At 70.9% G+C, this 25,143-nt stretch carries 25 protein-coding genes; 17 read left to right on the forward strand and 8 right to left on the reverse strand.

Going from position 1 to position 25,143, the window contains the following annotated elements; genetic code table 11:
- Together VET29_RS02550 and VET29_RS02555 are read left to right on the forward strand one after the other, a co-directional pair.
- The coding region (locus VET29_RS02550; protein ID WP_324913957.1) for an AAA domain-containing protein at positions 1 to 3,204 on the forward strand (3,204 nt) is incomplete at its 5' end.
- A gap of 47 nt (positions 3,205 to 3,251) precedes the next feature.
- A complete protein-coding gene (locus VET29_RS02555) occupies positions 3,252 to 3,557 on the forward strand; it encodes a hypothetical protein (protein ID WP_324913959.1) in 306 nt (101 codons plus the stop codon).
- Positions 3,558 to 3,584: 27 nt separating this feature from the next.
- Here the strand turns inward: VET29_RS02555 and VET29_RS02560 are convergent, their stop codons facing one another.
- A complete protein-coding gene (locus VET29_RS02560) occupies positions 3,585 to 4,364 on the reverse strand; it encodes an IclR family transcriptional regulator domain-containing protein (protein WP_414636434.1) in 780 nt (259 codons plus the stop codon).
- A gap of 164 nt (positions 4,365 to 4,528) precedes the next feature.
- Here VET29_RS02560 and VET29_RS02565 point away from each other — a divergent pair, with 164 nt between their 5' ends.
- The 8 genes from VET29_RS02565 to VET29_RS02600 all read left to right on the forward strand — a co-directional run bounded on the left by VET29_RS02565 (position 4,529) and on the right by VET29_RS02600 (position 12,131).
- Positions 4,529 to 5,485: an ABC transporter substrate-binding protein gene (locus VET29_RS02565; RefSeq protein WP_324913963.1), complete on the forward strand. Its 957-nt coding sequence runs from the start codon at positions 4,529 to 4,531 to the stop codon at positions 5,483 to 5,485.
- Between the two features lie 109 nt (positions 5,486 to 5,594).
- Positions 5,595 to 6,377, forward strand: a complete 783-nt coding sequence (locus VET29_RS02570) for an ABC transporter permease (RefSeq protein ID WP_324913965.1) — start codon at positions 5,595 to 5,597, stop codon at positions 6,375 to 6,377.
- Positions 6,374 to 7,147: an ABC transporter permease gene (locus tag VET29_RS02575; protein ID WP_324913967.1), complete on the forward strand. Its 774-nt coding sequence runs from the start codon at positions 6,374 to 6,376 to the stop codon at positions 7,145 to 7,147. The genes VET29_RS02570 and VET29_RS02575 overlap by 4 nt, the downstream gene beginning before the upstream one ends.
- A complete protein-coding gene (locus VET29_RS02580; RefSeq protein ID WP_324913969.1) occupies positions 7,147 to 7,917 on the forward strand; it encodes an ABC transporter ATP-binding protein in 771 nt (256 codons plus the stop codon). The genes VET29_RS02575 and VET29_RS02580 overlap by 1 nt, the downstream gene beginning before the upstream one ends.
- Positions 7,914 to 9,374 carry a benzaldehyde dehydrogenase gene (locus VET29_RS02585; RefSeq protein ID WP_324913971.1) on the forward strand — a complete coding sequence of 487 codons (1,461 nt, stop codon included), beginning with the start codon at positions 7,914 to 7,916 and terminating at the stop codon, positions 9,372 to 9,374. The genes VET29_RS02580 and VET29_RS02585 overlap by 4 nt, the downstream gene beginning before the upstream one ends.
- 40 nt (positions 9,375 to 9,414) lie before the next feature.
- A complete protein-coding gene (locus tag VET29_RS02590) occupies positions 9,415 to 10,530 on the forward strand; it encodes a 5-methyltetrahydropteroyltriglutamate--homocysteine S-methyltransferase (RefSeq protein ID WP_324913974.1) in 1,116 nt (371 codons plus the stop codon).
- Positions 10,531 to 10,633: 103 nt separating this feature from the next.
- Positions 10,634 to 11,218, forward strand: coding sequence for a TetR/AcrR family transcriptional regulator (locus VET29_RS02595; RefSeq protein ID WP_324913976.1), 585 nt, complete (start codon positions 10,634 to 10,636; stop codon positions 11,216 to 11,218).
- Between the two features lie 64 nt (positions 11,219 to 11,282).
- Positions 11,283 to 12,131, forward strand: coding sequence for an alpha/beta fold hydrolase (locus VET29_RS02600; RefSeq protein ID WP_324913978.1), 849 nt, complete (start codon positions 11,283 to 11,285; stop codon positions 12,129 to 12,131).
- Here the strand turns inward: VET29_RS02600 and VET29_RS02605 are convergent.
- From VET29_RS02605 to VET29_RS02620, 4 genes are all read right to left on the reverse strand, one after another.
- Positions 12,117 to 13,202, reverse strand: a complete 1,086-nt coding sequence (locus tag VET29_RS02605) for an amidohydrolase family protein (protein WP_324913980.1) — start codon at positions 13,200 to 13,202, stop codon at positions 12,117 to 12,119. The genes VET29_RS02600 and VET29_RS02605 overlap by 15 nt on opposite strands.
- A gap of 11 nt (positions 13,203 to 13,213) precedes the next feature.
- Positions 13,214 to 14,500 (reverse strand): glutamine synthetase family protein, encoded by a 1,287-nt coding sequence (locus VET29_RS02610; RefSeq protein WP_324913982.1) that lies wholly within the window; start codon positions 14,498 to 14,500, stop codon positions 13,214 to 13,216.
- A gap of 68 nt (positions 14,501 to 14,568) precedes the next feature.
- The gene (locus tag VET29_RS02615; protein ID WP_324913984.1) at positions 14,569 to 15,288 is read right to left on the reverse strand and encodes an NAD(P)-dependent oxidoreductase; all 720 of its coding nucleotides are present in this window, start codon (positions 15,286 to 15,288) and stop codon (positions 14,569 to 14,571) included.
- Between the two features lie 10 nt (positions 15,289 to 15,298).
- Positions 15,299 to 16,480 (reverse strand): MFS transporter, encoded by a 1,182-nt coding sequence (locus tag VET29_RS02620; protein ID WP_324913986.1) that lies wholly within the window; start codon positions 16,478 to 16,480, stop codon positions 15,299 to 15,301.
- Positions 16,481 to 16,541: 61 nt separating this feature from the next.
- Here VET29_RS02620 and VET29_RS02625 point away from each other — a divergent pair, with 61 nt between their 5' ends.
- The 7 genes from VET29_RS02625 (at position 16,542) to VET29_RS02655 (ending at position 22,615) form a co-directional block, all read left to right on the forward strand.
- Complete coding sequence (locus VET29_RS02625; RefSeq protein ID WP_324913988.1) at positions 16,542 to 17,315, forward strand: tyrosine-protein phosphatase; 774 nt, start codon at positions 16,542 to 16,544, stop codon at positions 17,313 to 17,315.
- Positions 17,316 to 17,397: 82 nt separating this feature from the next.
- Entirely contained in the window at positions 17,398 to 18,081 is a 684-nt protein-coding gene (locus VET29_RS02630) for an SDR family NAD(P)-dependent oxidoreductase (RefSeq protein WP_324913991.1), read from the forward strand.
- 41 nt (positions 18,082 to 18,122) lie between these two features.
- On the forward strand, positions 18,123 to 18,980 hold the full coding sequence (locus VET29_RS02635) for an LLM class F420-dependent oxidoreductase (protein WP_324913993.1): 858 nt from the start codon (positions 18,123 to 18,125) through the stop codon (positions 18,978 to 18,980).
- A 135-nt stretch (positions 18,981 to 19,115) separates the two neighbouring features.
- The gene (locus VET29_RS02640) at positions 19,116 to 20,054 is read left to right on the forward strand and encodes an ABC transporter ATP-binding protein (RefSeq protein ID WP_324913995.1); all 939 of its coding nucleotides are present in this window, start codon (positions 19,116 to 19,118) and stop codon (positions 20,052 to 20,054) included.
- Positions 20,041 to 20,907 (forward strand): hypothetical protein, encoded by an 867-nt coding sequence (locus VET29_RS02645; RefSeq protein ID WP_324913998.1) that lies wholly within the window; start codon positions 20,041 to 20,043, stop codon positions 20,905 to 20,907. Before VET29_RS02640 ends, VET29_RS02645 begins: the two co-directional genes overlap by 14 nt.
- An 86-nt stretch (positions 20,908 to 20,993) precedes the next feature.
- The gene (locus tag VET29_RS02650) at positions 20,994 to 21,905 is read left to right on the forward strand and encodes an ABC transporter ATP-binding protein (protein ID WP_324914000.1); all 912 of its coding nucleotides are present in this window, start codon (positions 20,994 to 20,996) and stop codon (positions 21,903 to 21,905) included.
- Complete coding sequence (locus VET29_RS02655; protein WP_324914002.1) at positions 21,902 to 22,615, forward strand: ABC transporter permease; 714 nt, start codon at positions 21,902 to 21,904, stop codon at positions 22,613 to 22,615. The genes VET29_RS02650 and VET29_RS02655 overlap by 4 nt, the downstream gene beginning before the upstream one ends.
- Here the strand turns inward: VET29_RS02655 and VET29_RS02660 are convergent.
- From VET29_RS02660 to VET29_RS02670, 3 genes are all read right to left on the reverse strand, one after another.
- Positions 22,545 to 23,006, reverse strand: a complete 462-nt coding sequence (locus tag VET29_RS02660; RefSeq protein ID WP_324914004.1) for a DUF6010 family protein — start codon at positions 23,004 to 23,006, stop codon at positions 22,545 to 22,547. The two genes, VET29_RS02655 and VET29_RS02660, sit on opposite strands and share 71 nt — an antisense overlap.
- A 79-nt stretch (positions 23,007 to 23,085) precedes the next feature.
- Positions 23,086 to 24,195: an MBL fold metallo-hydrolase gene (locus VET29_RS02665; RefSeq protein ID WP_324914007.1), complete on the reverse strand. Its 1,110-nt coding sequence runs from the start codon at positions 24,193 to 24,195 to the stop codon at positions 23,086 to 23,088.
- An 87-nt stretch (positions 24,196 to 24,282) separates the two neighbouring features.
- A partial coding sequence (locus VET29_RS02670; RefSeq protein ID WP_324914009.1) for an AMP-binding protein occupies positions 24,283 to 25,143 on the reverse strand: 861 nt, incomplete at its 5' end.

Consider the following 25,143-nt stretch of genomic DNA (forward strand, 5'->3'; position numbering starts at 1 on the left):
GTGACAGCGCACACCGACCGCGCGCTCCGCGAGGTCCGCGACAAGCTGCCCGCCGAGATCAAGCCGCTGTCCGTGGCCGTGGTCGGCTCGTCCCGGGAGGACATGTCGGACCTGAAGGTCGCGGTCGAGCGCATCGCGGCCGCCGCCACCGACCACGACGACGAAGCGGCGGCCACCACGATCCGCCGCTGCCTTGCCACGATCGAACGCCTTGGCCTCCGCCGCGCGGAGCTGCACGACCAGCTCGTCGAGGCCCGCCGCGACGAGGTCCGCCGGCACGAACACGCGGGCTACGAGGGCACACTGGCCGCCATCGCCTTGCGGCTCCGGCAGCAGGAGCCACGCTTCGGCTGGCTGCGCGACCACACCGACGTCCCGGCCGGCGCCGAACCGCCGCTCACGACCGCGGAAGTCCTGGAGTGGCACGGTTTCCTCACCGACGCGGGCCTCATCGCCGACGAACCGGAGGCGGGGCAACGGCTCGTCGAGCTGGGCACGGCGCCGGCGCCGCAGGTGTTCACCGAGTTCGTCGACACGGAACGCGCGGCGGCCGAGACCGCGGCCAGGCACGCGGACCTCAAGCGGCACCCGGCCTTCGAGCCGGTGCGCGGCATCGACGCCGGCGCCAGGGCACAGCTGCGCAGGCGCCTGTCCGAGCTGGCCGACGAGGCCGACGACCTGGCCCGCCGGCGGGAGACGTGGATGGGCGAGGCGCTCGCGGACATCCGCACCGGCCGCGCCCGGCTCTGGCACGGCCGCGCACAGCAGATCGCGCAGCTGCTCACCCAGGCCGGCACGCTCGTCGACCAGCTGGGCCCGCTCACCGAGGTCGAGGTCGCCGGGAACGTGACCCCGTTGGTGCCGCTGGCGAAGCAGCTCCACGCGCACCTTGCCGGCGGCACGCTCAGGACCGGCGCGAACGGCCTGCCGAGGATCGGCGCGCTCACCCCGAAGCCCGTCAAGCAGGCACAGCCGCTGTTCGAGCAGGTGCTGGTGGACGGCCTGCCGCCGACCGCCGCGGCGCAGGTCGGCGCGTTCCTCCTGTGGGCGGAGGCCGGCCGCGTGCTGAACGCGCTGGACAAGGCGTGGCCGGGTGGTTCCCAGGTGCTGCCGACGGATCCGCCGCACGAGCGGTTGCGGTGGCACGGCACGGAGCTCGACCAGCTGCACCGGGTGCTGCGGCTGGGTGAGGCGCTGGAGCTGGAGCAACGCCGGTTCGCCGAGGCCGGGCTCCCCCGCGCCGACTGGGCCGACCTCGACTCCGTTCGCCGCTACGCCAACCTTGTCGACGTCGCGGCGTCCGTCGACGCGCACGTGACCGCCACGCTTCCCTTGCGCCGCCTGGAGTCCGCGGTGTCCACGGTGGCCGGCCGGGTGGATGCCGCGCCGTGCGTGCCGTTGTTGCTCGCGGCGGTCCGCGACCGCGACCCGTCCGCGTACGCCACGGCCTACCAGCGGCTCACCCGGCTGGTGACGGTCCGCGCCCAGCTGACCCGCCGGGACCTGCTGGCGGCGTCGGTGCCGCCGCGGCTATGTGCGGCGGTGCTGGCGAATCCCGCGGTGTGGGGCGAGAAGCTCGCGAGCTTCGGCGACGCGTGGACGTGGGCGGCGGTCGGCGCGTGGGTCGAGTCCCGCGGCACGGCGGACGTCAACGCCGTGCAGGCGGAGATCACGCTGACCGAGGAACGCATCCGCCGCGAGGTGGAAACCCTCGCGGCGACAAGGGCCTGGCGGCACGCGGTGTCCCCCGACCGGCTCACCGGCCAGGCGCGGGCGAACCTGGAGCACTACGCGTACCTGGTCCGCCGGCTGGGCAAGGGCACCGGTAAGTACGCGGCACAGCGCCGTGCCGAGGTGCGGCAGGCAATGGACCGCTGCCGTTCCGCGGTGCCGGTGTGGATCATGCCGGTGTACCGGATCGCGGAGCAGCTGCAGATCGCCAGGGACATCTTCGACGTGGTGATCGTCGACGAGGCGTCGCAGGCCGGCCTGGAGGCGACGTTCCTGCAGTACCTGGCCCCGCGGATGGTCGTGATCGGCGACGACAAGCAGGTGTCGCCGACGGCCGTGGGCGTCGACCAGCAGCAGCTGCGTGACCTGGCGAGCCAGTACCTCGGCGACGACCCGTACCGGTCGGCGTGGCAGGACCCGCAGCGCAGCCTGTTCGACGAGGCGAAGATGCGGTACCGGGGGCTGCTGACCTTGACCGAGCACCGCCGCTGCGTCCCGGAGATCATCGGCTTCTCGAACCGCGTGGCGTACGAGCCGGACGGGATCCGGCTCCAGGCGGTCCGGCAGTACGGCGCGGACCGGCTGGCGCCGATCCAGGCGGTGAACGTCGGCGGGACCGCCGAGGACGCCACGACCAGCAAGGGCAACAGGGTCAACGCCACCGAGGTCGAGGCCGTCGTCGAGCAGTTGGAGAAGTGCCTGGCCGACCCCCGGTACGACGGCAAGACGTTCGGCGTGATCTCGCTACTGGGCGCGGCACAGGCGAAGGCGATCGAGCGACGGCTGCTGGAGCGGGTGGCGCCGGAGGACTGGGCGGCGCGGAAGCTGCAGTGCGGCGACTCGGCGGACTTCCAGGGTGCCGAGCGCGATGTCATGTTCCTGTCGATGGTGGCGGGTGCCGCGGACCGGATCGTGCCGCTGACGCGGGAGATGTTCGTGCAGCGGTACAACGTGGCGGCGTCGCGGGCACGGGACCAGATGTGGGTGTTCCACTCCATTCCGCTGGCCGCCCTGTCGAACCCCGAGGACATGCGCTTCCAGCTGCTGGACCACTGCTATGGCGTGATGTCGGCGGACCGGGCCGAGGGGACGCTGACGGCGGCGGTGCCGGCGGACGTCCGGGTGGAGCCGTTCAACTCGCTGTTCGAGCAGCGGGTGGCGAACCGGCTGGTCGGGCTGGGGTACACGGTGATGCCGGCGTTCTCGGTGGAGCGGCTGCGGCTGGACCTGGTAGTGGTGGGTGCCCAGGCTCGCCTCGCCCTGCTGTGCGAGGGCGACACGTGGCAGGGGGCGCCCGCGTACGAACGGGACTTGGCCGTGCAGCGGGACCTGGAACGGTGTGGCTGGCAGCTGCACAGGATCCGCGAGTCGGCGTTCTACGCCAACGAGCCGCGGACGATGGCAGCGTTGCTGAGCCGCCTGCGCGCACTGGACATCGCCCCTAAGGGAGACCCCGGTCTTTCCCCGAAATGACATGTTTTGCCTGGTTGGAGCGGTCGCGGCGGGCGCACCATGGAGGTATGACCCATGAGCTGAGCCGCACCCAGGTGCTCGCCATAGCCGAGCAGCAGGACCGCCGCTTCCAAGTCGAGGCGAAGGTGAACGTGATGGTGCACGACCTGGACGCACTGCGTACCGCCGCCCGCCGCGCCTTCGACCACGGGCGCTTCGCCACCGAGCAGGAACGCACCCAGGCCTGGGCGGCCATCGAGAACGACCCGGCGAGCCTGATCGGCCAGGCGCTGGACTTCGCCCGCCTGACCGAGGACGTCCCCGGCCTCCTCCCGCACTCGGCGGAGTGGACCGTCAGCAGGGAGAAGGTCTAGCACCACACCGGCACCAGGACTGCCCGGTCAGCGCGGACGGCGTGAACCCGGGATGTCCGCCTCGATGCGGGCCGCCGTCGTCAGCAGGGCGGGCAGCAGGTCCCGGCGCATGGCCTCCAGTGACGTCCGGCTCGCGTGCGCGGACACGTTCACCGCCGCGACCACCCGCCCGGTCCGGTCCCGAATCGGCGCCGCCAGGGCACGCAGCCCCTCCTCCAGCTCCTGGTTCACGAGCGCCCAGCCCTGCGACCGCACCTTCGCGAGCTCCGCCCGCAGCGAGTCCACCGACCGCACCGTCCGCGCGGTCAGCGGCTTCAACGCCACCGCCGCCAGGTACTCCTCCAGCTCCGGCGCGGGCATCCCCGCCAGCAACACCCGCCCCATCGACGTCACGTACGCCGGAAAGCGCGTTCCCACGCTGATCGCCACGGTCATGATCCGCGAGACCGGCACCCGGGCCACATAGACGACGTCGTGTCCGTCCAGCACCGAGACCGACGACGACTCGTTCACCTCCGCGACGAGCGCCTCCAGGTGTGACTCCGCCACCTCCGGCAGCGACAGCGACGACAGGTACGCGTAACCCAGCTCCAGCACCCGCGCCGTCAGCGAGAAGAACCGGCCGTCGCTGCGCACGTAACCCAGCGAGGCCAACGTCAGCAGGAACCGCCGTGCCACCGCCCGCGTCACGCCGGTCCGCGCGGCCACCTCGGACAGCGTGAGCTCCGGATTCTCCTGGTCGAAAGCCCGTATCACGGCCAACCCGCGTGCCAGCGACTGTACGAAGTCGGCGCCTCGACCAGCCACGGGCACGCTCCAGACGACGGTTCGCATCGCGAACAGTGGTTCTTCTGCCGAACGATAGTACGTGGGCCGGCCATTGACCGCGCATGGAGCGCGCTCTAGGTTCTCCTGGAGAACGAGCGTGCGATCTACGAACAACCATTCAACGAGTGGATGGAGTTGCACCGATGCGACTACACCTCGCCGCGCTCCTGCTCGCGACCTCACTCCTGGCTACCGCATGCGGCTCCGACGACCGAGGAGCCCCCTCCACACCTGGCAAGCCGGACAAGGTCACAGTGGGCGTGATCCCGATCCTCGATGTCGCGCCGATCTACCTCGGCCTCGAGCGAGGCTTCTTCAGACAGCACAACATCGACCTACAGCTGAAACAGGCCGAGGGCGGCGCGGCCATCGTGCCGGCGGTCGTCACCGGTGACTACCAGTTCGGCTTCAGCAACACCGTCTCCCTGCTGCTCGCACAGTCGGAGACCCTGCCGATCAAGGCCGTGGCCAACGGCGTCAACTCCACCGGCGAGGAGGGCGACGACTTCGCCGGGCTCTTCGTCCGCGCCGACAGCCCCATCAGGTCGCCGAAGGACCTGGAGGGCAAGAAGGTCGCGACGAACACGCTGCAGAACGTCGTCGACACAAGCGTTCGCGCCTCGGTACGCAAGGACGGCGGTGACGAGTCGAAGGTCGACTTCACCGTGCTGCCGTTCCCGGAACAGCCCGCCGCCCTGCAGCGGGGCCAGGTGGACGCGATCTTCGTGGTCGAGCCGTTCCAGCAGGCCGCGCTCGCCCAGGGCGCCCGCAAGATCGCGTCGAGCTACGTCGACGTGGCGGACAACCTGTGCGTCGCCCTCTACTTCACCTCCGAGGACATGTTGAGCCGCAATCCCGACCTGGTCAGGAGGTTCACCGACGCCATGAAGGAGTCCCTGTCCTACGCCAACAAGAACCCCGGCGAGGCACGGGAGATCATCGGCACCTACACGAAGATCGACCCCGCGGTGATCGCGAGGGTCACGCTGCCGAAGTGGCCTGCCGAGATCGACAGACCCTCCGTCGAAAAGCTCGCCAGGCTCGCCAAGCAGGACAAGACGCTGACCAACCCCGTTGACGTGAACGCACTGCTGCCGTGAGGGCACGGGCGGGCGCCGAAGGAGCAGCCGCCGGACCGACCGGGGAGCGGGGCTCGGGAACGAGGACCGCGCGTCGAGCGCCGTGACGAGGGAAGGAGGTGGCCCGCGGATGAGCGCGACCCGTTCGGCACTTTATGGTCTCGCCGGGTTGCTCGGTTTCGGCGTGCTGCTGGAACTGGTGCCACGGCTCGGCCTGATCTCCCGCGACTACGCGCCACCGACCACCGACATCCTCGGGACACTGGCGGAACAGCTCGGGCGCGGCGACTTCTGGGTCGCCGTGCTCGACACGCTGCGCACCTGGTTGCTGGGGCTGGTGATCGCGGTCGCGCTCGGCGTGGTGCTCGGCGTGCTCATCGGCTCCGTGCCGGTGGTGCGCGCCGCCACCGCGTCCACGATCGAGTTCCTGCGGCCGATCCCGTCGGTCGCGCTCATCCCGCTCGTCATCGTGCTGCAGGGCCCGACGGTCGAGGCCACGGTGATCATCGTGGTGTACGCGGCGTTCTGGCAGGTGCTGCTCCAGGTGCTGGCCGGCGTCGCGGACGTCGACCCGGTCGCGAACGACACCGCGCGGTCCTACCGCCTCGGCCGCCTCGACCGGATCCGTTTCCTCGTCTGGCCGACCGCGCTGCCCTACGCCGTCACGGGCGTGCGGCTCGCGGCGACCGTCGCGTTGATCCTGACCATCACGGGCGAGCTGGTGATGGGCTCTCCCGGCCTCGGCCAGGAGATCGCGAACGCGCGGTCGTCCGGCGCGGTGCCGCAGATGTACGCGTTGGTCGTCGTCACCGGGTTGTTCGGGGTCGGCGCCAACGTGGCGACGCGGACAGCGGAGCGCCGCGTGCTGGCCTGGCATCCGTCGATGCGGCTGGAATCGCGGGTGCCGGCGTGATCGTGCTGCGCAGGGTCGGTCTGGCCATCGGGCTTCCGGTCGTGCTTGTGGCGATCTGGTGGTTCGCGAGCGCCGGCAGCACGGAGTTCTACTTCCCACCGCTCTCGAAGATCGTCGGGGCGTTCCCCGCCACGTGGTTCGGCGAACGCATGGTCGACGACGTCCTGCCGAGCCTGCTCCGCCTCGCCATCGGCTACCTCGCCGCGCTGGTCGCCGGGATCGGGCTCGGCATACCGATCGGCGCGAACCAGACGCTGCGCGCGGTGGTCGAGCCGCTGTTCGAGTTCCTGCGGGCGATCCCGCCGCCCGTGCTCGTGCCGATCCTCATGCTGGTCGCCGGCATCGGCGCCACCATGAAGATCCTGGTGATCATCTCCGGCTGTGTGTGGCCGGTCCTGCTGAACACCGTGGCGGGCGTGCGCGCGGTCGACGAGGTGCTCACCGACACCTGCGCCAGCTACCGGATCCGTGGGGGCTCGCGGGTCTGGCACCTGATGATCCGCTCGGCGAGCCCGCAGATCGTCGCCGGGGCGCGGCAGGCGCTGTCGATCGGCATCATCCTCATGGTCATCAGCGAGATGTTCGCCGCGAGCAGCGGCATCGGCTTCACGGTGATCCAGTTCAAGGACGGCTTCCGCATCCCGCAGATGTGGACCGGCGTGATCCTTCTCGGCCTGCTCGGCGTCCTGCTGGCGTCGCTGTTCCGGTTGGCCGAGCGGCACGTGCTCGGCTGGTACCACGGGATCCGTGCCGCGGAGAAGGAGCGGTGATGCTCACCGTCAAGGAGCTGAGGAAGACCTACGACACCAAGGGCCGCCGCGTCGAGGCGATCGGCGACGTGTCGTTCTCGGTGGCCGACGGCGAGTTCGTGTGCGTCGTCGGCCCGTCGGGCTGCGGCAAGACCACGCTCCTGCGGTGCATCGCGGGGCTGCTGCCCCCGACCTCCGGCGAGGTGCACGTCGATGGCAGGCCGGTGACCGGCCCGCCGGACGGGCTCGCCGTGGTCTTCCAGGAGTACGGGCGGAGCCTGTTCCCCTGGCTGCGGGTGTTCGACAACGTCGAACTGCCGCTGCGGGCCGCCGGGATGCCGAAGGCGGAGCGGATCGAGCTGGTCACCGAGGCGCTCGACTCCGTGAGCCTGGGCGAGGCGCACGGCGCGTATCCGTGGCAGCTGTCCGGCGGCATGCAGCAACGCGTGGCCATCGCCCGCGCGATCGCCTACCAGCCAAGGGTTCTGCTGATGGACGAGCCATTCGCGGCCGTCGACGCGCAGACCCGCGCGGACCTCGAGGACCTGATCCGGTCGGTGTGGCGGCGACTCGGAGTGACGCTCGTGTTCGTCACGCACGACATCGACGAGTCCGTCTACTTGGGACAACGCGTTATCATGTTGTCGTCGCCCCCAACCTCCGTCGTGGAGGACCTGGCGGTCGACCTCCCTGCCGAACGTGACCAGCTGGCCACCAGAAGCGAACCCCGGTTCACCGAACTACGGGGCCGGGTGTACGCGCAGATCCAGAAAGCAAAGCAGGAGTCATGACGGCAATAGTAGATCCCAGCACCTTCAACGGAACCGTCTACAGCAACGGTTGGGTCACCCCGAAGGGCGGCGACATCGCGATCATCGAGCCGGCCACGGGTGAGGAGCTCGGCCGCACCGGCGTCGCGAACGAGTCCGATGTGGACAAGGCCAGCGCCGCCGCGGCCGCGGCGCAGAAGGACTGGGGCGCGGCATCGTTCGACGAGCGCGCCGCCGTGCTGCGCAAGGCCGGCACGCTGATCGAGCAGAACTTCGACGAGCTGCGGACCTGGGTGATCCGGGAGACCGGCGCGGTGCCGGGCGCGGCGGAGTTCTTCGTCGGCGTCGCCGCCCAGGAGTGCTACGAGGCCGCCGCGCTCGCGTCCCAGCCGCCCGGCCTGCTGCTGCCGACCAACCAGCCCCGTCTCTCGCTGCTCAGGCGGGTCCCGGCCGGCGTGGTCGGCGTCATCTCCCCGTTCAACGTGCCGATGATCCTGTCGACCCGCTCGGTCGCGCCGGCACTCGCGCTCGGCAACGCCGTCGTGCTCAAGCCCGACCTGCGCACCCCGGTCAGCGGCGGTTTCGCCCTCGCGGGCGTGCTGGCCGAGGCCGGCCTGCCGGACGGACTTCTGCACGTCCTGCCGGGCGGCGCCGAGGCGGGCACCGCGTTGGTCACCGACCCCCGCGTCCGGATCATCTCGTTCACCGGCTCCACGGCGGTGGGGCGCAAGGTCGGCGAGCTGGGCGCCAGGCACCTCAAGCGCGTGCACCTGGAGCTGGGTGGCAACTCGGCCCTGATCGTCCTGGACGACGTCGACGTCGAGCGCGCGGTGTCGGCGGGCGCGTGGGGCTCCTTCCTGCACCAGGGCCAGATCTGCATGACCGCGGGCCGCCACCTCGTGCACGAGCGCGTCGCCGACGCCTACGTGGAGGCGCTGACCGAGCACGCGAGCCGGCTCCCGGTCGGCAACCCGTACACCGACCAGGTCGCACTCGGCCCGCTGATCGACGAAGGCCAGCTGAACAAGGTCCACGGCCTGGTCACGTCCACCGTGGACGCCGGCGCACGGCTCGCGTCCGGCGGCACGCACGAGGGCCTGTTCTACCGCCCCACGGTGCTCGACGGCGTCGGCGCCGACATGCCGGCCTACGCCAACGAGGTCTTCGGCCCGGTGGCGCCGGTCGTGCGGTTCGGCAGCGTGGACGAGGCCGCGGCACTGGCCGCGGACAGCGAGTACGGCCTGTCCCTGTCGGTCCTCACCAGCGACGTGATGCGTGGCCTCGCGCTGGCCGAGCGGATCCCGACCGGCATCGCACACATCAACGACCAGACCGTGAACGACGAGGCGGTGGCGCCGTTCGGCGGCGTGGCCGCGTCGGGCACCGGCGCCCGCTTCGGCGGACAGTCCAACCTGGACGCCTTCACCGAGCCACGATGGATCACGGTGCGCGGCGACATCCCCGCGTACCCGTTCTGAGCGTGCCGAGCGAGCAACCCAACACCGAGGAGAGAGTTTTATGGCGCTTCCGCCCTTCCGCGCTGACCACGTCGGCAGCCTGCTGCGCCCGCAGGCACTGCTGACCGCCCGTGAGGAGTTCAAGAACGGGCGTATCTCGGCAGCGGAGCTACGCACGGCCGAGGACGAGGCCATCCGCCAGGTCGTCGCGATGCAGTCCGAGGTGGGCCTCAGCTCCGCCACTGACGGCGAGTTCCGCCGGTCCTCGTGGCACATGGACTTCATCTACCAGCTCGGCGGCATCTCGTCCGCGCCGGACGACTCGATCAAGGTGCGCTTCGAGAACCCCGACGGCGTGATCGAGTTCACCACCGCCGCGTTGCATGTGGACGGCCCGGTTCGCCTGCCGAAGACCATCTTCGCGGACGACTTCACCTACCTGCGGAGTGTCGCCGGCTCGGCGGTGACGCCGAAGCTGACCATCCCGTCACCGAGCATGGTCCACTACCGCGGCGGCCCGGCCGCGCTTGACCCGAGCGTGTACCCGGACGAGGAGCAGTTCTGGACGGACCTGTCCGCGGCCTACAAGGCGCAGGTGCGGGGCGTCCACGAGCTGGGCTGCCGGTACCTCCAGCTGGACGACACGAGCCTCGCGTACCTCAACGACCCCGCGCAGCGTGCCGAGCTGGCCGCCCGCGGCGACGACGCCGAGCACCAGCACCTGCGGTACATCAGGCAGATCAACGCCGCGATCGCCGACCGGCCCGCGGACCTGCGGGTGACCACGCACATGTGCCGCGGCAACTTCAAGTCGTCGTGGGCGGCGGCCGGCGGCTACGACTTCGTGGCCGAGGCGCTGTTCTCGGAGCTGGCGGTCGACGGCTTCTTCCTGGAGTACGACGACGACCGCTCCGGCGGCTTCGAGCCACTCCGGTTCGTGCCGAAGGGCAAGCAGGTGGTGCTGGGCCTGGTGACCACCAAGCGCGGCGAGCTGGAGTCGAAGGACACGCTGAAGCGGCGCATCGAGGAGGCGTCGAAGTTCGTGCCGCTCGACCAGCTGTGCCTGTCCCCCCAGTGCGGCTTCTCGTCGACGGTCGACGGCAACTCGCTGACCTACGACGAGCAGGTGGCCAAGCTGGCCCTCATCGTGGACACCGCCGCGGAGGTCTGGGGCTAGTCCACACGCGGAAATCCACGGCGGCGGGTTAGCACGATCGTGCTAACGTGGGCCGCATGAGCTTGTGGAGCGTTCCGGCGCCACGCGATGGCGCTGAGCCGGCGTGAGCAAGGGTGCGCAGACGCGCGAGGCGATCCTGGACACCGCGAGCCGCCTGGCCCGGACCGTCGGGCTGGGCGGCCTCACGATCGGCACGCTCGCGAGCAGTGCCGAGCTGTCCAAGAGCGGGCTGTACGCGCACTTCAGGTCGAAGGAGTCGCTGCAGCTCGCGATCCTGGAGCACGCGCGGACGCGGTTCGTGACCGAGGTGCTGGCCCCCTCGCTCTCGACGCCCCGGGGCGAGCCGAGGGTGCGCAGGTTGTTCGAGAGCTGGCTGTTCTGGGACGCCAAGGAAGGCGGCTGCCTGTTCGTCGCCGCGTCCAGCGAGCTGGACGACCAGCCAGGGCCGGTCCGCGACTTCCTCGTCGGCGTCCAGCAGGACTGGCTGGACTCGCTGGCGGAGGTCTTCCGCACCGGGGTGGCGGCCGGCCACTTCCGGTCCGACGTCGACCCGGAGCAGTTCGCCTTCGAGGAGGACGGCGTGATGCTGTCCTACCACATGAGCAGCCGCCTGCTCGGCGACACACTGTCGGCGGACCGCGCCCGCCGCGCCTTCGACGCCCTGCTGGACAGGGCGAGGACCCAGTAGCTCGATGCCCTTGGGAGGGGTTCCTTTGTCACCACAAAAAAGCACGATCGGTCGTGTTATTCGATTGGCCGCGACCCGCACCGCCTTCGGCACGCTGGAACGCGTCGCCCCCGCCCTCGGCGTCCGCTGGGCCACGAACCTCTGGCTGACGGTGCCCCGCTTCAACGGCCGTGCGCGCCCGGCCATCCCGGCGGGCACGCCGTTCATCGTGACCGTGCGGGACAGGAAGGTCAGAGGCACGGTCTGGGGCAGTGGTCCGGCCGTCTACCTGGTCCACGGCTGGGGTGGCGCCAGCACGCAGCTCCTGTCCTTCGTCACGCCACTGGTCGGCGCCGGCCACAAGGTCATCGCGTTCGACGCACTGAGCCACGGCGCCTCCGACCCCGGCGAGCTGGGCCCGCGCCGCACGACCATCCCGGAGATGGCCAGGTCGTTCATGGCCGTCGTGCGGGCGCACGGCCAGCCGCACGGGGTCGTCGCCCACTCGGCGGGCGCGTCGTCGACGTTCTACGCCCTGCGCGACGGCCTGCGGCCGGAGAGGCTGGTCTTCCTGTCCCCCATGGCACAGCCGACCGAGCTGACGATGGTCTTCGCCGCCACACTCGGTTTCGGCGAACGCGTCCGGACGGGCATGATGCGTCGCGTCGGTGAGCTGGCCGGCGCCCCGTGGGACGACTTCGACATGCCGAGGATGGTCACCCGTATCGCCCCACCGCCGCTGCTGACCGTCCACGACCCGGCCGACCGCGAGACCCGCTACGCCGACAGCGTCGCCCTCGCGAAGGTCTGGCCGGCCGCCGAACTGGTCACCGCCAGGAACCTCGGCCACTGGCGCCTGCTCCGCGACCCGGCGACGGTCACCCGCGCCGTCGACTTCGTCACGGCCGCGACGCCCGAGCTAAAGGCGGTGTAGCCGTGCCGCGTTGCCGTGGCCGATGCCGAGCACGAGCCGTTCGGCGTCGGCGATGGTGAGCGCGTCGTCGGCGAGCCAGGAGTCGACGAGCTTGCCGAGGTAGTTGCGCCAGAGCGCGGCGCCGAGGAAATGCAGCTCCGGCAACATGTTCCCGTCCGAGGAGTACAGCAGGGCGTCGAACGGCGCGATCTCCAGCACCTCGGCGAGCACGGCCCCGGCGCGCGGCCCGACGAAGGGGATCGTCAGCCCGATGTCGACGTACACGTGCTCGAACACGTGTGCCAGGTAGGCGGCGTTGCGGTGGAAGGGATAGCAGTGCAGCAACACCGTCGGCACCGGCACCGCGCGAATGAAGTCGGTGAGGCACAACGGGTCCACGGAGGACAGTGTGAGCTCCTGGTCGCCGAACCCGGTGTGGAACTGTAGTGGCAGTCCCCGGTCGTACGCGGCGCGGGCGGCCTCGTGCACGAGCCAGGTCAGCAGCACCGGGTCGGTGAGCCGGGTCTCCTTGGCACGCAACCAGTTCCCGGCGGCCTGGACCACCTGTTCCTTCGTCGGCGGGGTCGCGGGGAGCCGCAACCCCATCCGGTAGCCGATCACCGTCTTGAAGGCGACGGCGGGCGTCTGGTGCAGCTGCGTGTGAATCCCGTTGAGCAGAGCCGTGGCGGAGGCCGCGGTGAGCGACAGTGCCTCGGCGACGGCCTCGATCCGGAGCACCTCGTGGCCCGTTCCGCCGCCGAGGTCCGCGAGGAAGCTCGGCGTGGTGACCGGCCCCGGCGCGTACCCGGTGTCGACGAACCAGTGCCTGACCCCCGCCGCGGCGAGCAGCCGGCGGGACGCCTCGTGCCAGCCGAGCTCGGCGCGCCGCCAGAGGTACTCCTCGGCGGGAGCGTGCGTGTCCATGCCGAGCACAGGCGCGCACCAGCGCCGCACGGACAGGCCCAGCAGCGACCGGAAGGGGTGGCGCCGGGCGTTCTTGGCCTCGGACAACCATTCCCTGACGTCGACGTCCACGGTCGCGACCCCGTGGCAGTGCTGGTCGACCAAGGGCACGGCATCGGCGACGCCCAAAACGAGACCTCCTACCAGCGCCAGCGGACGGCTGAGGTTAGCGCCACCGGGTCCAGTCCCGCACAGCGCTCCGCCTCCGCACGCCGCACGGTGAGTACGGCGTCGTGCAGTTCGGGCCCGAGCGCGGCCGCGAGCACACCGGAGCTCTCCAGTGCGGCGGCCGCCTCGTCCACCGTCGTGGGCAGCCGCGGGACCGTGCCGTCCCCGTTGGCCGGATCGCCCGTGACCGGTGCGGGCAGCGTGATCTCGTCGCGCACACCGGCCAGCCCGGCGGCGAGGACGCACCCGACGACCAGGTACGGATTCGCTGTCCCGTCAAAGCATTTGACCTCGGCGTTGGCCGAGTTCCCAGTGATGAGCCGGAGTGCGGTCTCCCGCGTCTCGTGTCCCCACGCCTGCCAGATCCCCGCCCACCGCGAGGGTTGCAACCGAAGGAAGCTGACCGGATGTCCGGCGCCGATCGCCACGAGTGCCGGCAGCTCGCGGAGTACGCCGGCGAGGAACTGCTCTCCTTGACGCTTCAACCAGAACGGGCCGTCGCCGCCGGACATCAAGCTGCCATCCGCATCATGCACGGACAGGTGCAGGTGCGCTCCCGACCCCGTGCCGTCCGGGTCGACGCTGGGCGCGAAGGTGGCCCGCCAGCCGTACGCGAGACTGCGTGCCCGCACCGAGTGCCGGACGAGCACGGCGTCGTCGGCGGCGGCCACGGGATCCCCGGGCGCCACGGAGAGCTCCAGCTGAGCCGTGGCGTACTCGGGATGGAACTGCTGCACCCGCAGGCCCTGTGCCTGAAGGTCGCCGACCAGCTCGGCGGCGTACCCGGCAACCTGTTCCAGGCGGATCTGCCCGTAGGCCGGTCCCTCGAAGGCCGGTACGAAGTCCGCCACGCCGGCCCTGCCGAGGATCCACTCGTGCTCGAAGGCGGCCGACACCCGAAGTCCGTGTGAGGCCAGGGCAGCCACCTGCCGCTTGGCGAAGGTCCGCTGGCAGGCGACGAACGGCGTCCCGTCCTGGTTGTGCTTGTCGGCGGGCGCCCAGGCCCAGCCGGGCAGTGCCCTCAGAGCCACCGCCCGGGCCATGTCGGCATGGAGCCGCAGATCCCCGTCGGGCCCACCGAGGTGGCGGCCGGGGACCATGACGTCGTCGGCCCCGAAGGTCTCGAAGCAGGGCGACACACCGGGCGAGGCCGGCATCAGGTCGAGCGGCACGGCCTTGACGCGCGCGACTCCGGCGTTGTCCACGAACGACAGTTCGACGAGTGTGACGCCGGCGGCCCGCAGCTCCTCGGGTGTCATCCCCCCATCCTGGCGTGGCGAGCCACTCCCGCAAGACGGTGGCGTCCTCGAGAAGGGCGGCAGGGTCGTCACGTCACGTCCTGCGGCGCCCAACCCAGCTCGCGGCGTGCCTTGTCCAGGCTCATCATCCGGCCGGTGCCGTCGCCGCTGATCGCGTAGACGTCGAACCCGTGGCCGCGGCGGTGCAGTGCCGCGTCGATCGCGGCCGCCGTGTCGCGGCCCGAGGTGCTGATGGCCCGCTCCCGTGGGCGCTCGTTCTTCGGCCACTCGTCGTCGGGCACGGGGAAGCAGAGGCGCAGGCACAGCACGTCGATCCCGTGCTGGACCGTCGCCGAGCGGCACACCTCCTCGCCCAGCCGCTTGGCCAGACCGTAGAAGTCGAGCGCGTCCGGTGGCACCGACTCGTCCGGGAACGTGAAGATCTCGGCGGGCGGGTAGCGGTAGACGGACATGCTGCTGGTGTAGACCACATGGCGGGTCCCGGCCCGCACCGCGCCCGAGATCGCCAGGTACAGGCCCGACACCGCGACGTCGAAGTGCTGCCGCGCGGTCTCCGGGCTCCCCCACTCCCGCGTCGGCCCCATCGCCATGAACACCAGCGTGTCCACTCCGGACGCCAGGCGCGCGACCAGGTCCACGTCGTGCAGGTCGCCCGTGTGGTATTCCACACCGGACACCGGCACGCGCGGCTCGTTCAGGTCCAGCACCCGAACCTCGTGGGTCCGCGCCAGCACCGGCACGACGAACGACCCGATGGCACCACAACCACCGATCACCAGCAACCGCACAGCGGTCCTCCTAAACCTTGACGTGCGCGTCGCGCCCGGCCCGCAACCCGATGAGCGAGTGCACCGCCGCGACCCCGACCATCACCGCGAGCGGCACCCGCCACCCGCCGGTGGCGTCGTGCAGCACACCGAACAGCGTCGGCCCCACCGCCGCGACGAGGTAGCCGATCGACTGCCCCATGCCGGCGAGCGCCGCGGACGAGCGGGGGTCCGCCGCCCGCAGGCTGAAGAACGCGAGCGCGAGGAAGAACAGCGCGCCGGCGGCGAAGCCCGTGACCAGCACCCAGAGCACCGCGAGCCCCGGCACGAGCAGCAGCCCGAGGTACCCGACCAGCGCGAGCACGCCCGAGGCGGCGGCCACCGCCCGCTGGTCGCGAAGGCGGCCGAGCGCGATCGGCATCACGATGCTCATCACCACGCCGATCAGCTGGTAGGCGAACATCAGCCAGCCCGCGGCCGTCTCGCTCGTGCCGTTGCTGCGCAGGATGGACGGGTACCAGGCCATCGCGGTGTAGAACCCGGCCGCCGACAGGGCCATGAACGCCGCGCACTCCCAGGCGAGCAGCGACCGCCACGGCGTGGTGATCCGCTCGGCGCCGGTGACCCGCGCCACCGGCCGGCGCCGGACCAGCTGTGGCGTCCACACCGCGAGCGCGATGAGCACCAGCCCGGCCCAGCACCCCAGCGAGGTCCGCCAGCCACCGGGTAGCGCACCCGCCAGCGGCACCGCGAGGCCGGCGGCGAGGGCCGCGACGATGCCCATGACGGCCGTGTACACGCCGGTGGCGGCGCTCACCCGGGTGGGGAAGTCCCGCTTGATCAGGCTGGGCATCAGCACGTTGCAGATCGCGATGGCGATGCCGAGCAGGACCGTGCCCACCCAGAGCAACGCGTCGACGGGCACGGACCGCAGCACGATGCCGGCGGCGAGGACGGCGAGCGCCGTCCACAGCATCCGGTCGGTGCCCACCCTGCGTGCGAGCCGGGGCACCTGGGGCGACACGACCGCGAAGGTCAGCAGCGGCAGGGTCCCGATGAACCCGACCTGGCCACCCGTGAGCCCGAGGTCGGCCCTGATCGTCTCGACCAGCGGCCCGACGGACGTGAGCGCCGCTCGCAGGTTGGCCGCGATCAGCAGGAACCCGGCGATCATCAGGACCCGACGAGCCGTCCCCTCGTTAGCAGTCCTCACGACCGTCACGGTGGCCAACCTCTCACACGCGAAGCGGGGCCGGCAATGTTGTTATTGCTGGGTGCGCTGGATCGAACTGGAGAACGCAGTCAACGTACGGGACGTCGGCGGCCTGCCCGCCGGCGACGGAGCGAGCACGAGGCACGGGCGGTTGGTGCGCTCGGACAACCTGCAGGACCTCTCCGGCCAGGACGTGACCCGCCTGGTCGAGGAGGTCGGGGTCTCGACCGTCATCGACCTGAGGAGCGTCGCCGAGGTCGAGTCGGAGGGCCCCGCCCCCATGAAAGCGCTTACCTCGATAGAGCACCTCCACATGTCCCTGTTGCCGGAGGCCGGCGCCATGACCGACGTGGCGAAGGACGCGCTGGCCGTGAACCGGGAACGGGCGGTGGCCCGCGACCCGGAGAACGTGGCGGGCGCGTTCTACATCGGGTACCTGGAGGACCGCCCGGACAGCGTGGTGAACGCCCTGAGGGCCATCGCGGACGCGCCGGGGGCGGCGCTGGTCCACTGCGCGGCCGGGAAGGACCGGACCGGCGTGGTGGTCGCGCTGGCGCTGTCGGCGGTGGGCGTGCCACGGGAGGAGGTGGTGGCGGACTACGTGGCGACGGGTGAACGCATCGAGCAGATCCTGGACCGCCTACGCTCCTCCCCGACCTACGCGAACGACGTGGACAACATCCCGGCCCACGAGCACGACCCGCGGCCCGAGATCATGGAACGCTTCCTCGCCCACCTGGACGACGAGCACGGCGGCCCGGTCGGCTGGCTCACCGCCCACGGCTTCACCCGGCAGGACCTGGCGCACCTGAAGGCCAAGCTGCTGGACGCCTGAGCAGGACGCCTGAGCAGGACGTCGGCGTTCGGCCGGCCGCCGAGGGCTGGCCGAACCGCCTGCCTGACCGGAGACTGGACCCATGACTGGATCAGTGGCTCAGCGGTCGGTGCTCGTCACCGGCGGGACCGGCGGCCTCGGCGTCGCGGTGACGCGTGCGTTCGTCGACACGGGGTGGCGGACCGTGGTCCCCTACCGGTCGAAGCCGCCGGCGGGGGTCGTCGCCGTCAGGGCCGACCTGACCGACCCCGCGTCCGTCGGCGAGGTGGCCGCGGTCGCCGCCGAGTCGGCCGACGCGCCGTTGCGTGCCGTCGTGAACCTCGTCGGCGGGTTCGCCATGGGTGGTCGCGTGCACGAGACACCGGTCGACGAGTTCGAGGCCCAGTTCAGGACGAATCTCCGGCCGACCTACCTCGTCTGCGCCGCCACCATTCCGTATCTCATCGATGCCGGTGGCGGCTCGATCGTCTGTATTTCGTCACGGGCGGCGGTCAGTCCGTTCCCCGGCGCCGCCGGGTACGCCGCCGCCAAGGCCGCCGTGCTCACCTTCGTCGACGCGCTCGCCAGCGAGTACGAACGGGACGGAATTCGCGTCAACGCGGTCATCCCCGGCGTGATCGACACCCCGGCGAACCGGGAGAACATGCCTGGTTCCGACCGCGCCGGATGGGTCGCGCCGGCCGACATCGCGAAGACCATTCTCTTCCTCGCCGGGGACGAGTCCGGGCCGGTCAGTGGCGCGCGCATCCCGGTCGACCGCGCCTAGAACTTGCGCTGGAGCGCGCTCCAGCTCCTAGGGTGACAGGTGTGAAGCTCGGAGTGCACCAGATCGCGTTCACCGTTCCAGAAGGCACGACAGGCATCGCGCCTGAGCTCGTGCGTCTCGCCACCGCCGTGGAGGAGGCCGGGGTCACGCACCTGTCGGTGATGGACCACTACTTCCAGATGGAGGCGATGTTCCCGGCCACCGACCCCATGCTGGAGGGCTACACCACCCTCGGCTTCCTCGCCGCGCACACGAGGACCGTCCGGCTCGGGTTGCTGGTCACCGGCGTCAGCTACCGCCACCCCGGCCTGCTCGCCAAGATCGTGGCCACAGTGGACGTCCTGTCCGGCGGCCGGGGCGAGCTGGGCGTCGGCGCCGCATGGTACGACCGGGAGCACCGTGGCCTCGGCGTCCCGTTCCCACCCACGGCCGAGCGCTTCGAGCGCCTGGAGGAGACCCTCCAGATCTGCCGCCAGATGTGGGACCAGGACAACGACGGCGCCTACGAGGGCAAGCACTACCAGCTGGCCGAGACCCTCTGCCACCCGGCGCCGATCTCGAAGCCGCCCGTCCTGATCGGCGGCGGTGGCGAGAAGAAGACGCTCCGCCTGGTCGCCCGGTACGCCGACGCCTGCAACCTCTTCGGCACCTCGCCCGACGAGGTGGCGCACAAGCTGGACGTGCTGCGCCGCCACTGCGACGAGGTCGGCCGCGACTACGACGAGATCGAGAAGACCGCCAACCTCGGCGGTCCGATCACCGACAGCACCGCCACCGACCTGGAGGCGTACGCGAAGCTCGGCATCACGACGATGATCGTCATGCCGCCCGGCGACGCCCCGGCCAGGTACGTGGCCGAGCAGGTCGCGCCGCTGGCCCGGCAGGTCGCCGAACTCTGAGCCGGAACGCGATGCCGGGACGGGGGGTTCGGCCGCCGTCCCGGCCGCAGGCCGTGCACGTTCGCCGAACCTCAGGGTCGGCTCAGGGTTGAGACCGGATGTCCCGGACCCGGTCGAGCCCCTACAGTCCGTGACGTGCCACTCATCGAGACCACCGCGCTGCAGAAGCGCTACGACAACAAGGTGACCGCGCTCGCGGACCTCACCGTCGCGATTGAGGCCGGAGTGGTTGGCCTGGTCGGGGTGAACGGGGCCGGCAAGAGCACGCTCATCAAGCTCGCACTGGGGTTGCTCGAACCGACCGGCGGCCAGATCCGCGTGCTCGGCCTGGATCCGCTCGCCGACGGGGACCGGGTCCGCGCCCGGGTCGGCTACATGCCCGAGCACGACTGCCTACCACCGGACATGATCGCCGCCGAGTTCGTGACGCACATGGCGCGCGTCAGCGGCCTGCCGAAGGCCATGGCCCGCGAGAGAGCCTCGGAGACGTTGCGCCACGTCGGCCTGTACGAGGAACGCTACCGCCGCATCGGCGGCTACTCGACGGGCATGAAGCAGCGGGTCAAGCTCGCGCAGGCGCTCGTCCACGACCCCGAGCTGCTCCTGCTCGACGAGCCGACCAACGGCCTCGACCCGGCGGGCCGCCGCGCCATGCTGGACCTGGTCCACCGCATCGGGACGGACTTCGGCATCTCGGTCGTCGTCTGCTCGCACCTGCTCGGCGAGATCGAGCGCATCTGCACGTCCCTCGTCGCGATCGACGCCGGCCGGCTCCTGCGCTCGGCCACGCTCGACTCGATGACCCAGGCGCGTGACCTGCTGATGGTCGAGGTCGACGAGAACGCGGACGCACTCGGCGCGGCGCTGACCCAGCAAGGCCTCCAGGTCCGCCAGGACAAGCGCGTGCTGCTGGTCGGCATGGACAGCGCAGAGGGCTCCGAGGACGTCTACGACCGCATCCGCGACACGGTCGCCGACCTCGACCTGTCCCTGCACCGGCTGGAGCGCCAGCACCACCAGGTGGCCGACCTGTTCCGCGACCTGCCTGAGGGGGCCGAGAATGTCCACGCCTAACACCGGTGTCATCCACGACATCGGCTACCAGCACTACGAGGGCCCCCGCCTCGGCCGGGGCTACTCGATGCGCTCGCTGTACGTCCACAGTGTCCGGTCGGCGTACGGGCTCGGCCGCAGCGCGTGGGCGAAGGTGCTTCCGTTCGCACTGCTGGGTTTCGCGAGCACCGCGGCACTGGTCCTGGTGGTCGTCAACACCCAGCTGCCGACCGCGGTGATCGACTACGTCGGCATCGTGTCCACGTTCACCTACGCCGCGACGGTCTTCGTCGCGGTGGTCGCGCCGGAGCTGGTGTCGGTGGACCTGCGCAGCAACCTGCTGCAGCTCTACCTGTCCCGCCCGCTGCGCAGGCGGGACTACGCGCTGACCAAGCTCGTCGCGCTCGCGAGCGCGGTGTTCGCGCTGTACGCGGTCCCCCTGCTGATCATGTTCCTGGGCATGGCGTTCAACACGGACACCGGCATCGGCGGCGTCTTCGACGAGCTGGGCGGCCTGGCGAAGGGCCTGCTCGCGGCGGTGATCCACAGCGCGCTGCTCGCCGCGCTCGGCCTGCCGCTCGCGTCGCTGTCCGGGCGACGGGTGTTCGCCTCCGGGATGATCATCGCGCTGTTCCTGCTCTCCGCCCCGGTCTCCGCCGCGGTGATGGCGTTCGGCGGCGACACGCTGGAGAACCTCGGCGGCCTGCTCAACCCGGCGAGCCTGCTCAACGGCGTCGACCAGTGGCTGTTCGGCCTGAACATCAACCTCACGTTCACCGGCGACTTCGGTCCGGTGTACGCACTGGTCACGGCCGCGCTGACCGCGCTGGGCACGGCGCTGTGCGTCATGCGCTACAAGAAGGTGCAGTCGTGACGCACGCCGGCCACACGTACGTGACCGGGCCGAACTCGGAAGACCCGGCGCAACCGACAGGGTTGATCTCGGAGGGGCGGACTGCCGTGAGCAACATTGAACTTTCCGGTGTGTCTCGCTGGTACGGCAACGTGGTGGCGGTCAACGACGTCACGCTGACCATCGGGCCCGGCCTCACCGGCCTGCTCGGCCCGAACGGCGCCGGCAAGACCACCGTCCTGCACCTGATGGCGGGGCTGATGGCGCCGTCGCAGGGAGAGGTCACGGTCGGCGGCGAGCCGGCGTGGCGCAACCCGAACATGTACCGCACGCTGGGTCTGGTCACCGAACGCGAGAGCGTGCCGGGGTTCCTGACCGCGTGGGAGTTCGTGCTCGCCAGCGCCAAGCTGCACAAGCTGCCGGATCCCGAGGCGGCCGCGCGGCGCGCGCTGTCCATCGTGGAGCTGGAGGACGCGCAGAACCGGCGGATCTCCACGTACTCCAAGGGCATGCGCCAACGCAGCCGGGTCGCGGCGGCGCTCGTGCACGACCCGAGGGTGCTGCTGCTGGACGAGCCGTTCAACGGCATGGACCCGCGCCAGCGCATACACATGATGGCGCTGCTGAACAGGATGGCCGAGGAGGGCAGGACGATCCTGTTCAGCTCGCACATCCTGGAGGAGGTCGAGCAGCTTTCCGGGACCGTGCAGGTGATCGTGGCCGGCCGGCTCGCCGCGTCCGGAGACTACCGGCACATCCGGCGGCTCATGACCAACCGCCCGCACCAGTTCACCATCTCCTCCTCCGACGACCGCCTGCTCGCGACCGTCCTCATGGGACAGCGGTCGGTGTCCGGGGTCAGCCTGGAGCCGACGGGCGTGCTGGTGCAGGCCAACGACTACGGCACGTTCACCCGCGCGCTGGCCAAGCTCGCCCGCGAGCACAAGATCCGGCTGACGCAGATCCTGCCGTCCGACGAGTCCCTCGAAAAGGTCTTCTCCTACCTGGTGGCGACATGAACCTCACGATCATGAGCCTGACCCTGCGTGCCATGCTGGGCCGCAGGCGGGTGCTGATGCTCCTCCCGATGCCGGTCATCCTCATCGGACTGACGCTGGTCGGCGTGATGTCCGGCGCCGACGACGCCGAGTGGGGCCCGGTGATCTTCTCGAACCTCGGCCTCTCGGTGATCCTGCCGCTGACCGCGTTGATCGTGGGCAGCAGCGCGCTCGGCCTGGAGATCGACGACGGCACGATCACCCACGTGCTGACGAAACCGTTGCCACGCAGCGAGATCATCCTGTCCAAGCTGGTCGTGGCATGGCTGGTGACCACGGTGGCGACCGGTGTGCCGCTGGCCGTGGCGGCGCTGATCGCCGGCTCCGGCTCACTCGCGGTGGGCCTGGTGATCGGCGCGGCGATCGGCGGTCTCGCCTACTGCGCGCTGTTCCTGGCACTGTCGGCGATGTCCAAGCGCCCGGTGGCCGTCGGCCTGGTCTACCTGGTGCTGTGGGAGAACATCCTGGTCACCTACGTCAGCGGCGCCCGGATCTTCAGCGTCCGCCAGCACGCGACGGCGATCGCCGACTCCATCGGCAACACACCGCTCATCAACTCCACGGTGTCGGTGAGCACGGCACTGATCATGTCGGTGATCTTCATCCTGGTGGGGGCGGTCGGCGCGACCCAGCGCCTGCGCTCGTTCGCACTGACCGGCGAAGCCAACTGACGGATGGCCGGCCGGGCAGCATGTCGAGCACCGGCCGGCCACCCGCGAAGCACCAGATGGCGATCACCGGGTCGCAGATCGCGCAGCCGAGCGAGGAGTGCGCGGCGAACGGGATGATCGGGTTGCCTTTCAGGTGGTGCACCACGTCCCAGGCGGTGTGCATCAGCCACGCGATCCCGATGAACGTCCAGGACTCGAGGCCGCGGTAGGCGACGTAGGTCGCCACCGCGACGTAACCGAGCTCCCACCCCTCGAGGCCGCCGCCACTGAGGTACACGGCACCGGCGCCGGCGACCATGATCGCGTTGAACGGTCGCCGGTGCCGGTCGGGGAGCAGCGAGCTCAGCAACACGTAGAACGCACCGATGAGCACCGGCCCGATGTAGGTCATAGCCGGAAAACTAGGCCGCCCTCCCCACGACGGGGAGTGGCCGGCGAGCCAGATACCGCCGGATTCTCGCCAGGGACGGTCAGGCCACCCCGCGCCACCAGCCGTCGGGTTCGGGGGCGTCGTCGACGTCCATCGCCTGGCCGGGCTTCGGGACCGCGACCCGGATTCCCCTGCCCTCCTCGAGGAGGCGCTCGACGGGTTCCGACCACGAGTGCATGGCCAGGTTGAACGTGGCCCAGTGCACCGGGACGAGCAGCTCACCACGCACCGCGCGGTGCGTGGCGACGCCCTCCTCCGGTGTCATGTGGATGTCCGGCCAGTACGGCGAGTACGCGCCGATCTGGATGAACGTCACGTCGAACGGGCCGTACTCGGCGCCGATCCGCTCGTAGCCGTCGAAGTAGCCGGAGTCGCCGGTGTAGAACACCCGCCGGTCGCGGCCGGCGAGCACCCACGACGCCCAGAGCGTGCCGTTGCCGCCCGGGCGCAGGCGACCGGAGAAGTGCCGCGCCGCGGTGGCGACGACCTCGACGTGGTCGAACGAGACCCGCTCGTCCCAGTCCAGTTCGACGATGTTCTCCACCGGCACGCGCCACCGTTCCAGGTGGGCGCCGACGCCGAGCGGCACGACGAACTTCAGCGCCGGCTGCCGTGCGACCAGGCTGCGGACGGTCGTCATGTCGAGGTGGTCGTAGTGGTCGTGGGAGATGACCACGGCGTCCAGCTCGGGCAGGTCGGCGAGCGACCACGGGACGGGGTGCAGCCGCTTCGGGCCGACGACGGTCGACGGGGAGACCCGGTCGCTCCAGACCGGGTCGAACAGGAAGCGCTTGCGTTCGATCTCCACGAGGGCGGTGGCGTGGCCCAGCCAGGACACCCGCAGGCCGTCGACGGCCGCGGTGAAGTCGGGGGCGCCGACCAGCGGCACGGCGTGGGTCGGCCGCCGGACCTCCTTGCCGAAGACGAGGTCACGCATCGCGTTGGAGGACGGTGTGCCCACCACCGCTTCGACGGTGTTGTGGAACGCGCCGTCCCGGAAGTTGGGTGAGCGGCGCATCCGCTCGAGCCGCGCGCCCTTCGGCTGACCGCCGATCGCCACGGGTACCTGCCAGCCGGCGAACGCACCGGCCCCGACCAACGCCCCGACGGGCGCCAACAGCGCCGAGCGGCGCACGAGGTCTCTGATCACAGTTCCATGGTGCCAGCGTCTTGCTGAGGGTTCCTGAGAAAGCGGCCGCGAGCCGGCCCGGGGCCGTACCCGCGACACCCCCCGCGATCAGGCGTTCAACGCTCGTTTCAGGACCTTGCCCATGTCGTTGCGGGGCAGGGACGTGAGGAAGCGCACCACCCTCGGTCGCTTGTGCGGGGCGAGCAGGCGGGCGACGTGGTCGGCCAGCTCGTCGGGGGGCGGCCGCTCCCCCGCCGGCACCACCCAGGCCACGATCCGCTCACCCAGGTCGTCGTCCGGTTCGCCGGTCACGGCCACCTCCGCGACCGCGGGATGCTCCAGCAGCGCGTTCTCGATCTCCCCGGCGCCGATCTTGTAGCCGCCGCTCTTGATCAGGTCGGTGGCGCGGCGGCCGACGATGCGCACGTACCCGTCCGGCTCGCGCACGGCCATGTCACCCGTGCGGAACCAGCCGTCCCGCATGACCCGCGCCGTCGCGTCCGGGCGGTTCAGGTACCCCAGGAACAGGTTGTCGCCCGTCACCTCGATCTCGCCGACCGTCTCGCCGTCCCGGGCCTCGATGACCTCGCCGGCGTCGTCGACCAGCCGCAGGTCCACGCCCGGCAGCGGCAGGCCGACCGTGCCCGGGCGGCGCTCGCCGTCCGCCCGGATCGCAGTGTTCATCAGCGTCTCGGTCATCCCGTAGCGCTCGACGATCTTCTGGCCGCAGGCGCGCTCGATGCGTGCGTGGTCGGCGGCCGGCAGCGCGGCCGAGCCGGACACCAGCAGCCGCGCCCCGGCGAGCGCCGCGGCGAGCCCGGGGTCGGACGGCAGGGCCTCGGCGATGCGGTGGTACATCGTCGGCACCCCGAACAGCATGGTCGCGCCGTCGGTCAGCTCCCGTGCGACGCCCTCCGTGTCGAACCGCCCCAGATGCCGCACCGACCCGCCCCGGCGCAGCGGCCCGAG

The sequence above is a fragment of the Actinophytocola sp. genome, assembly GCF_035634895.1.
Lineage (GTDB): Bacteria > Actinomycetota > Actinomycetes > Mycobacteriales > Pseudonocardiaceae > Actinophytocola.

Coding starts and splice junctions, on each gene's coding strand:
- VET29_RS02555 (WP_324913959.1), top strand. CDS start 3,252: ATGACCCATGAGCTGAGCCGCACCCAGGTGCTCGCCATAGCCGAGCAG.
- VET29_RS02570 (WP_324913965.1), top strand. CDS start 5,595: ATGAGCGCGACCCGTTCGGCACTTTATGGTCTCGCCGGGTTGCTCGGT.
- VET29_RS02645 (WP_324913998.1), top strand. CDS start 20,041: ATGTCCACGCCTAACACCGGTGTCATCCACGACATCGGCTACCAGCAC.
- VET29_RS02630 (WP_324913991.1), top strand. CDS start 17,398: ATGACTGGATCAGTGGCTCAGCGGTCGGTGCTCGTCACCGGCGGGACC.
- VET29_RS02590 (WP_324913974.1), top strand. CDS start 9,415: ATGGCGCTTCCGCCCTTCCGCGCTGACCACGTCGGCAGCCTGCTGCGC.
- VET29_RS02660 (WP_324914004.1), bottom strand. CDS start 23,006: ATGACCTACATCGGGCCGGTGCTCATCGGTGCGTTCTACGTGTTGCTG.
- VET29_RS02565 (WP_324913963.1), top strand. CDS start 4,529: ATGCGACTACACCTCGCCGCGCTCCTGCTCGCGACCTCACTCCTGGCT.
- VET29_RS02585 (WP_324913971.1), top strand. CDS start 7,914: ATGACGGCAATAGTAGATCCCAGCACCTTCAACGGAACCGTCTACAGC.
- VET29_RS02580 (WP_324913969.1), top strand. CDS start 7,147: ATGCTCACCGTCAAGGAGCTGAGGAAGACCTACGACACCAAGGGCCGC.
- VET29_RS02655 (WP_324914002.1), top strand. CDS start 21,902: ATGAACCTCACGATCATGAGCCTGACCCTGCGTGCCATGCTGGGCCGC.
- VET29_RS02610 (WP_324913982.1), bottom strand. CDS start 14,500: ATGACACCCGAGGAGCTGCGGGCCGCCGGCGTCACACTCGTCGAACTG.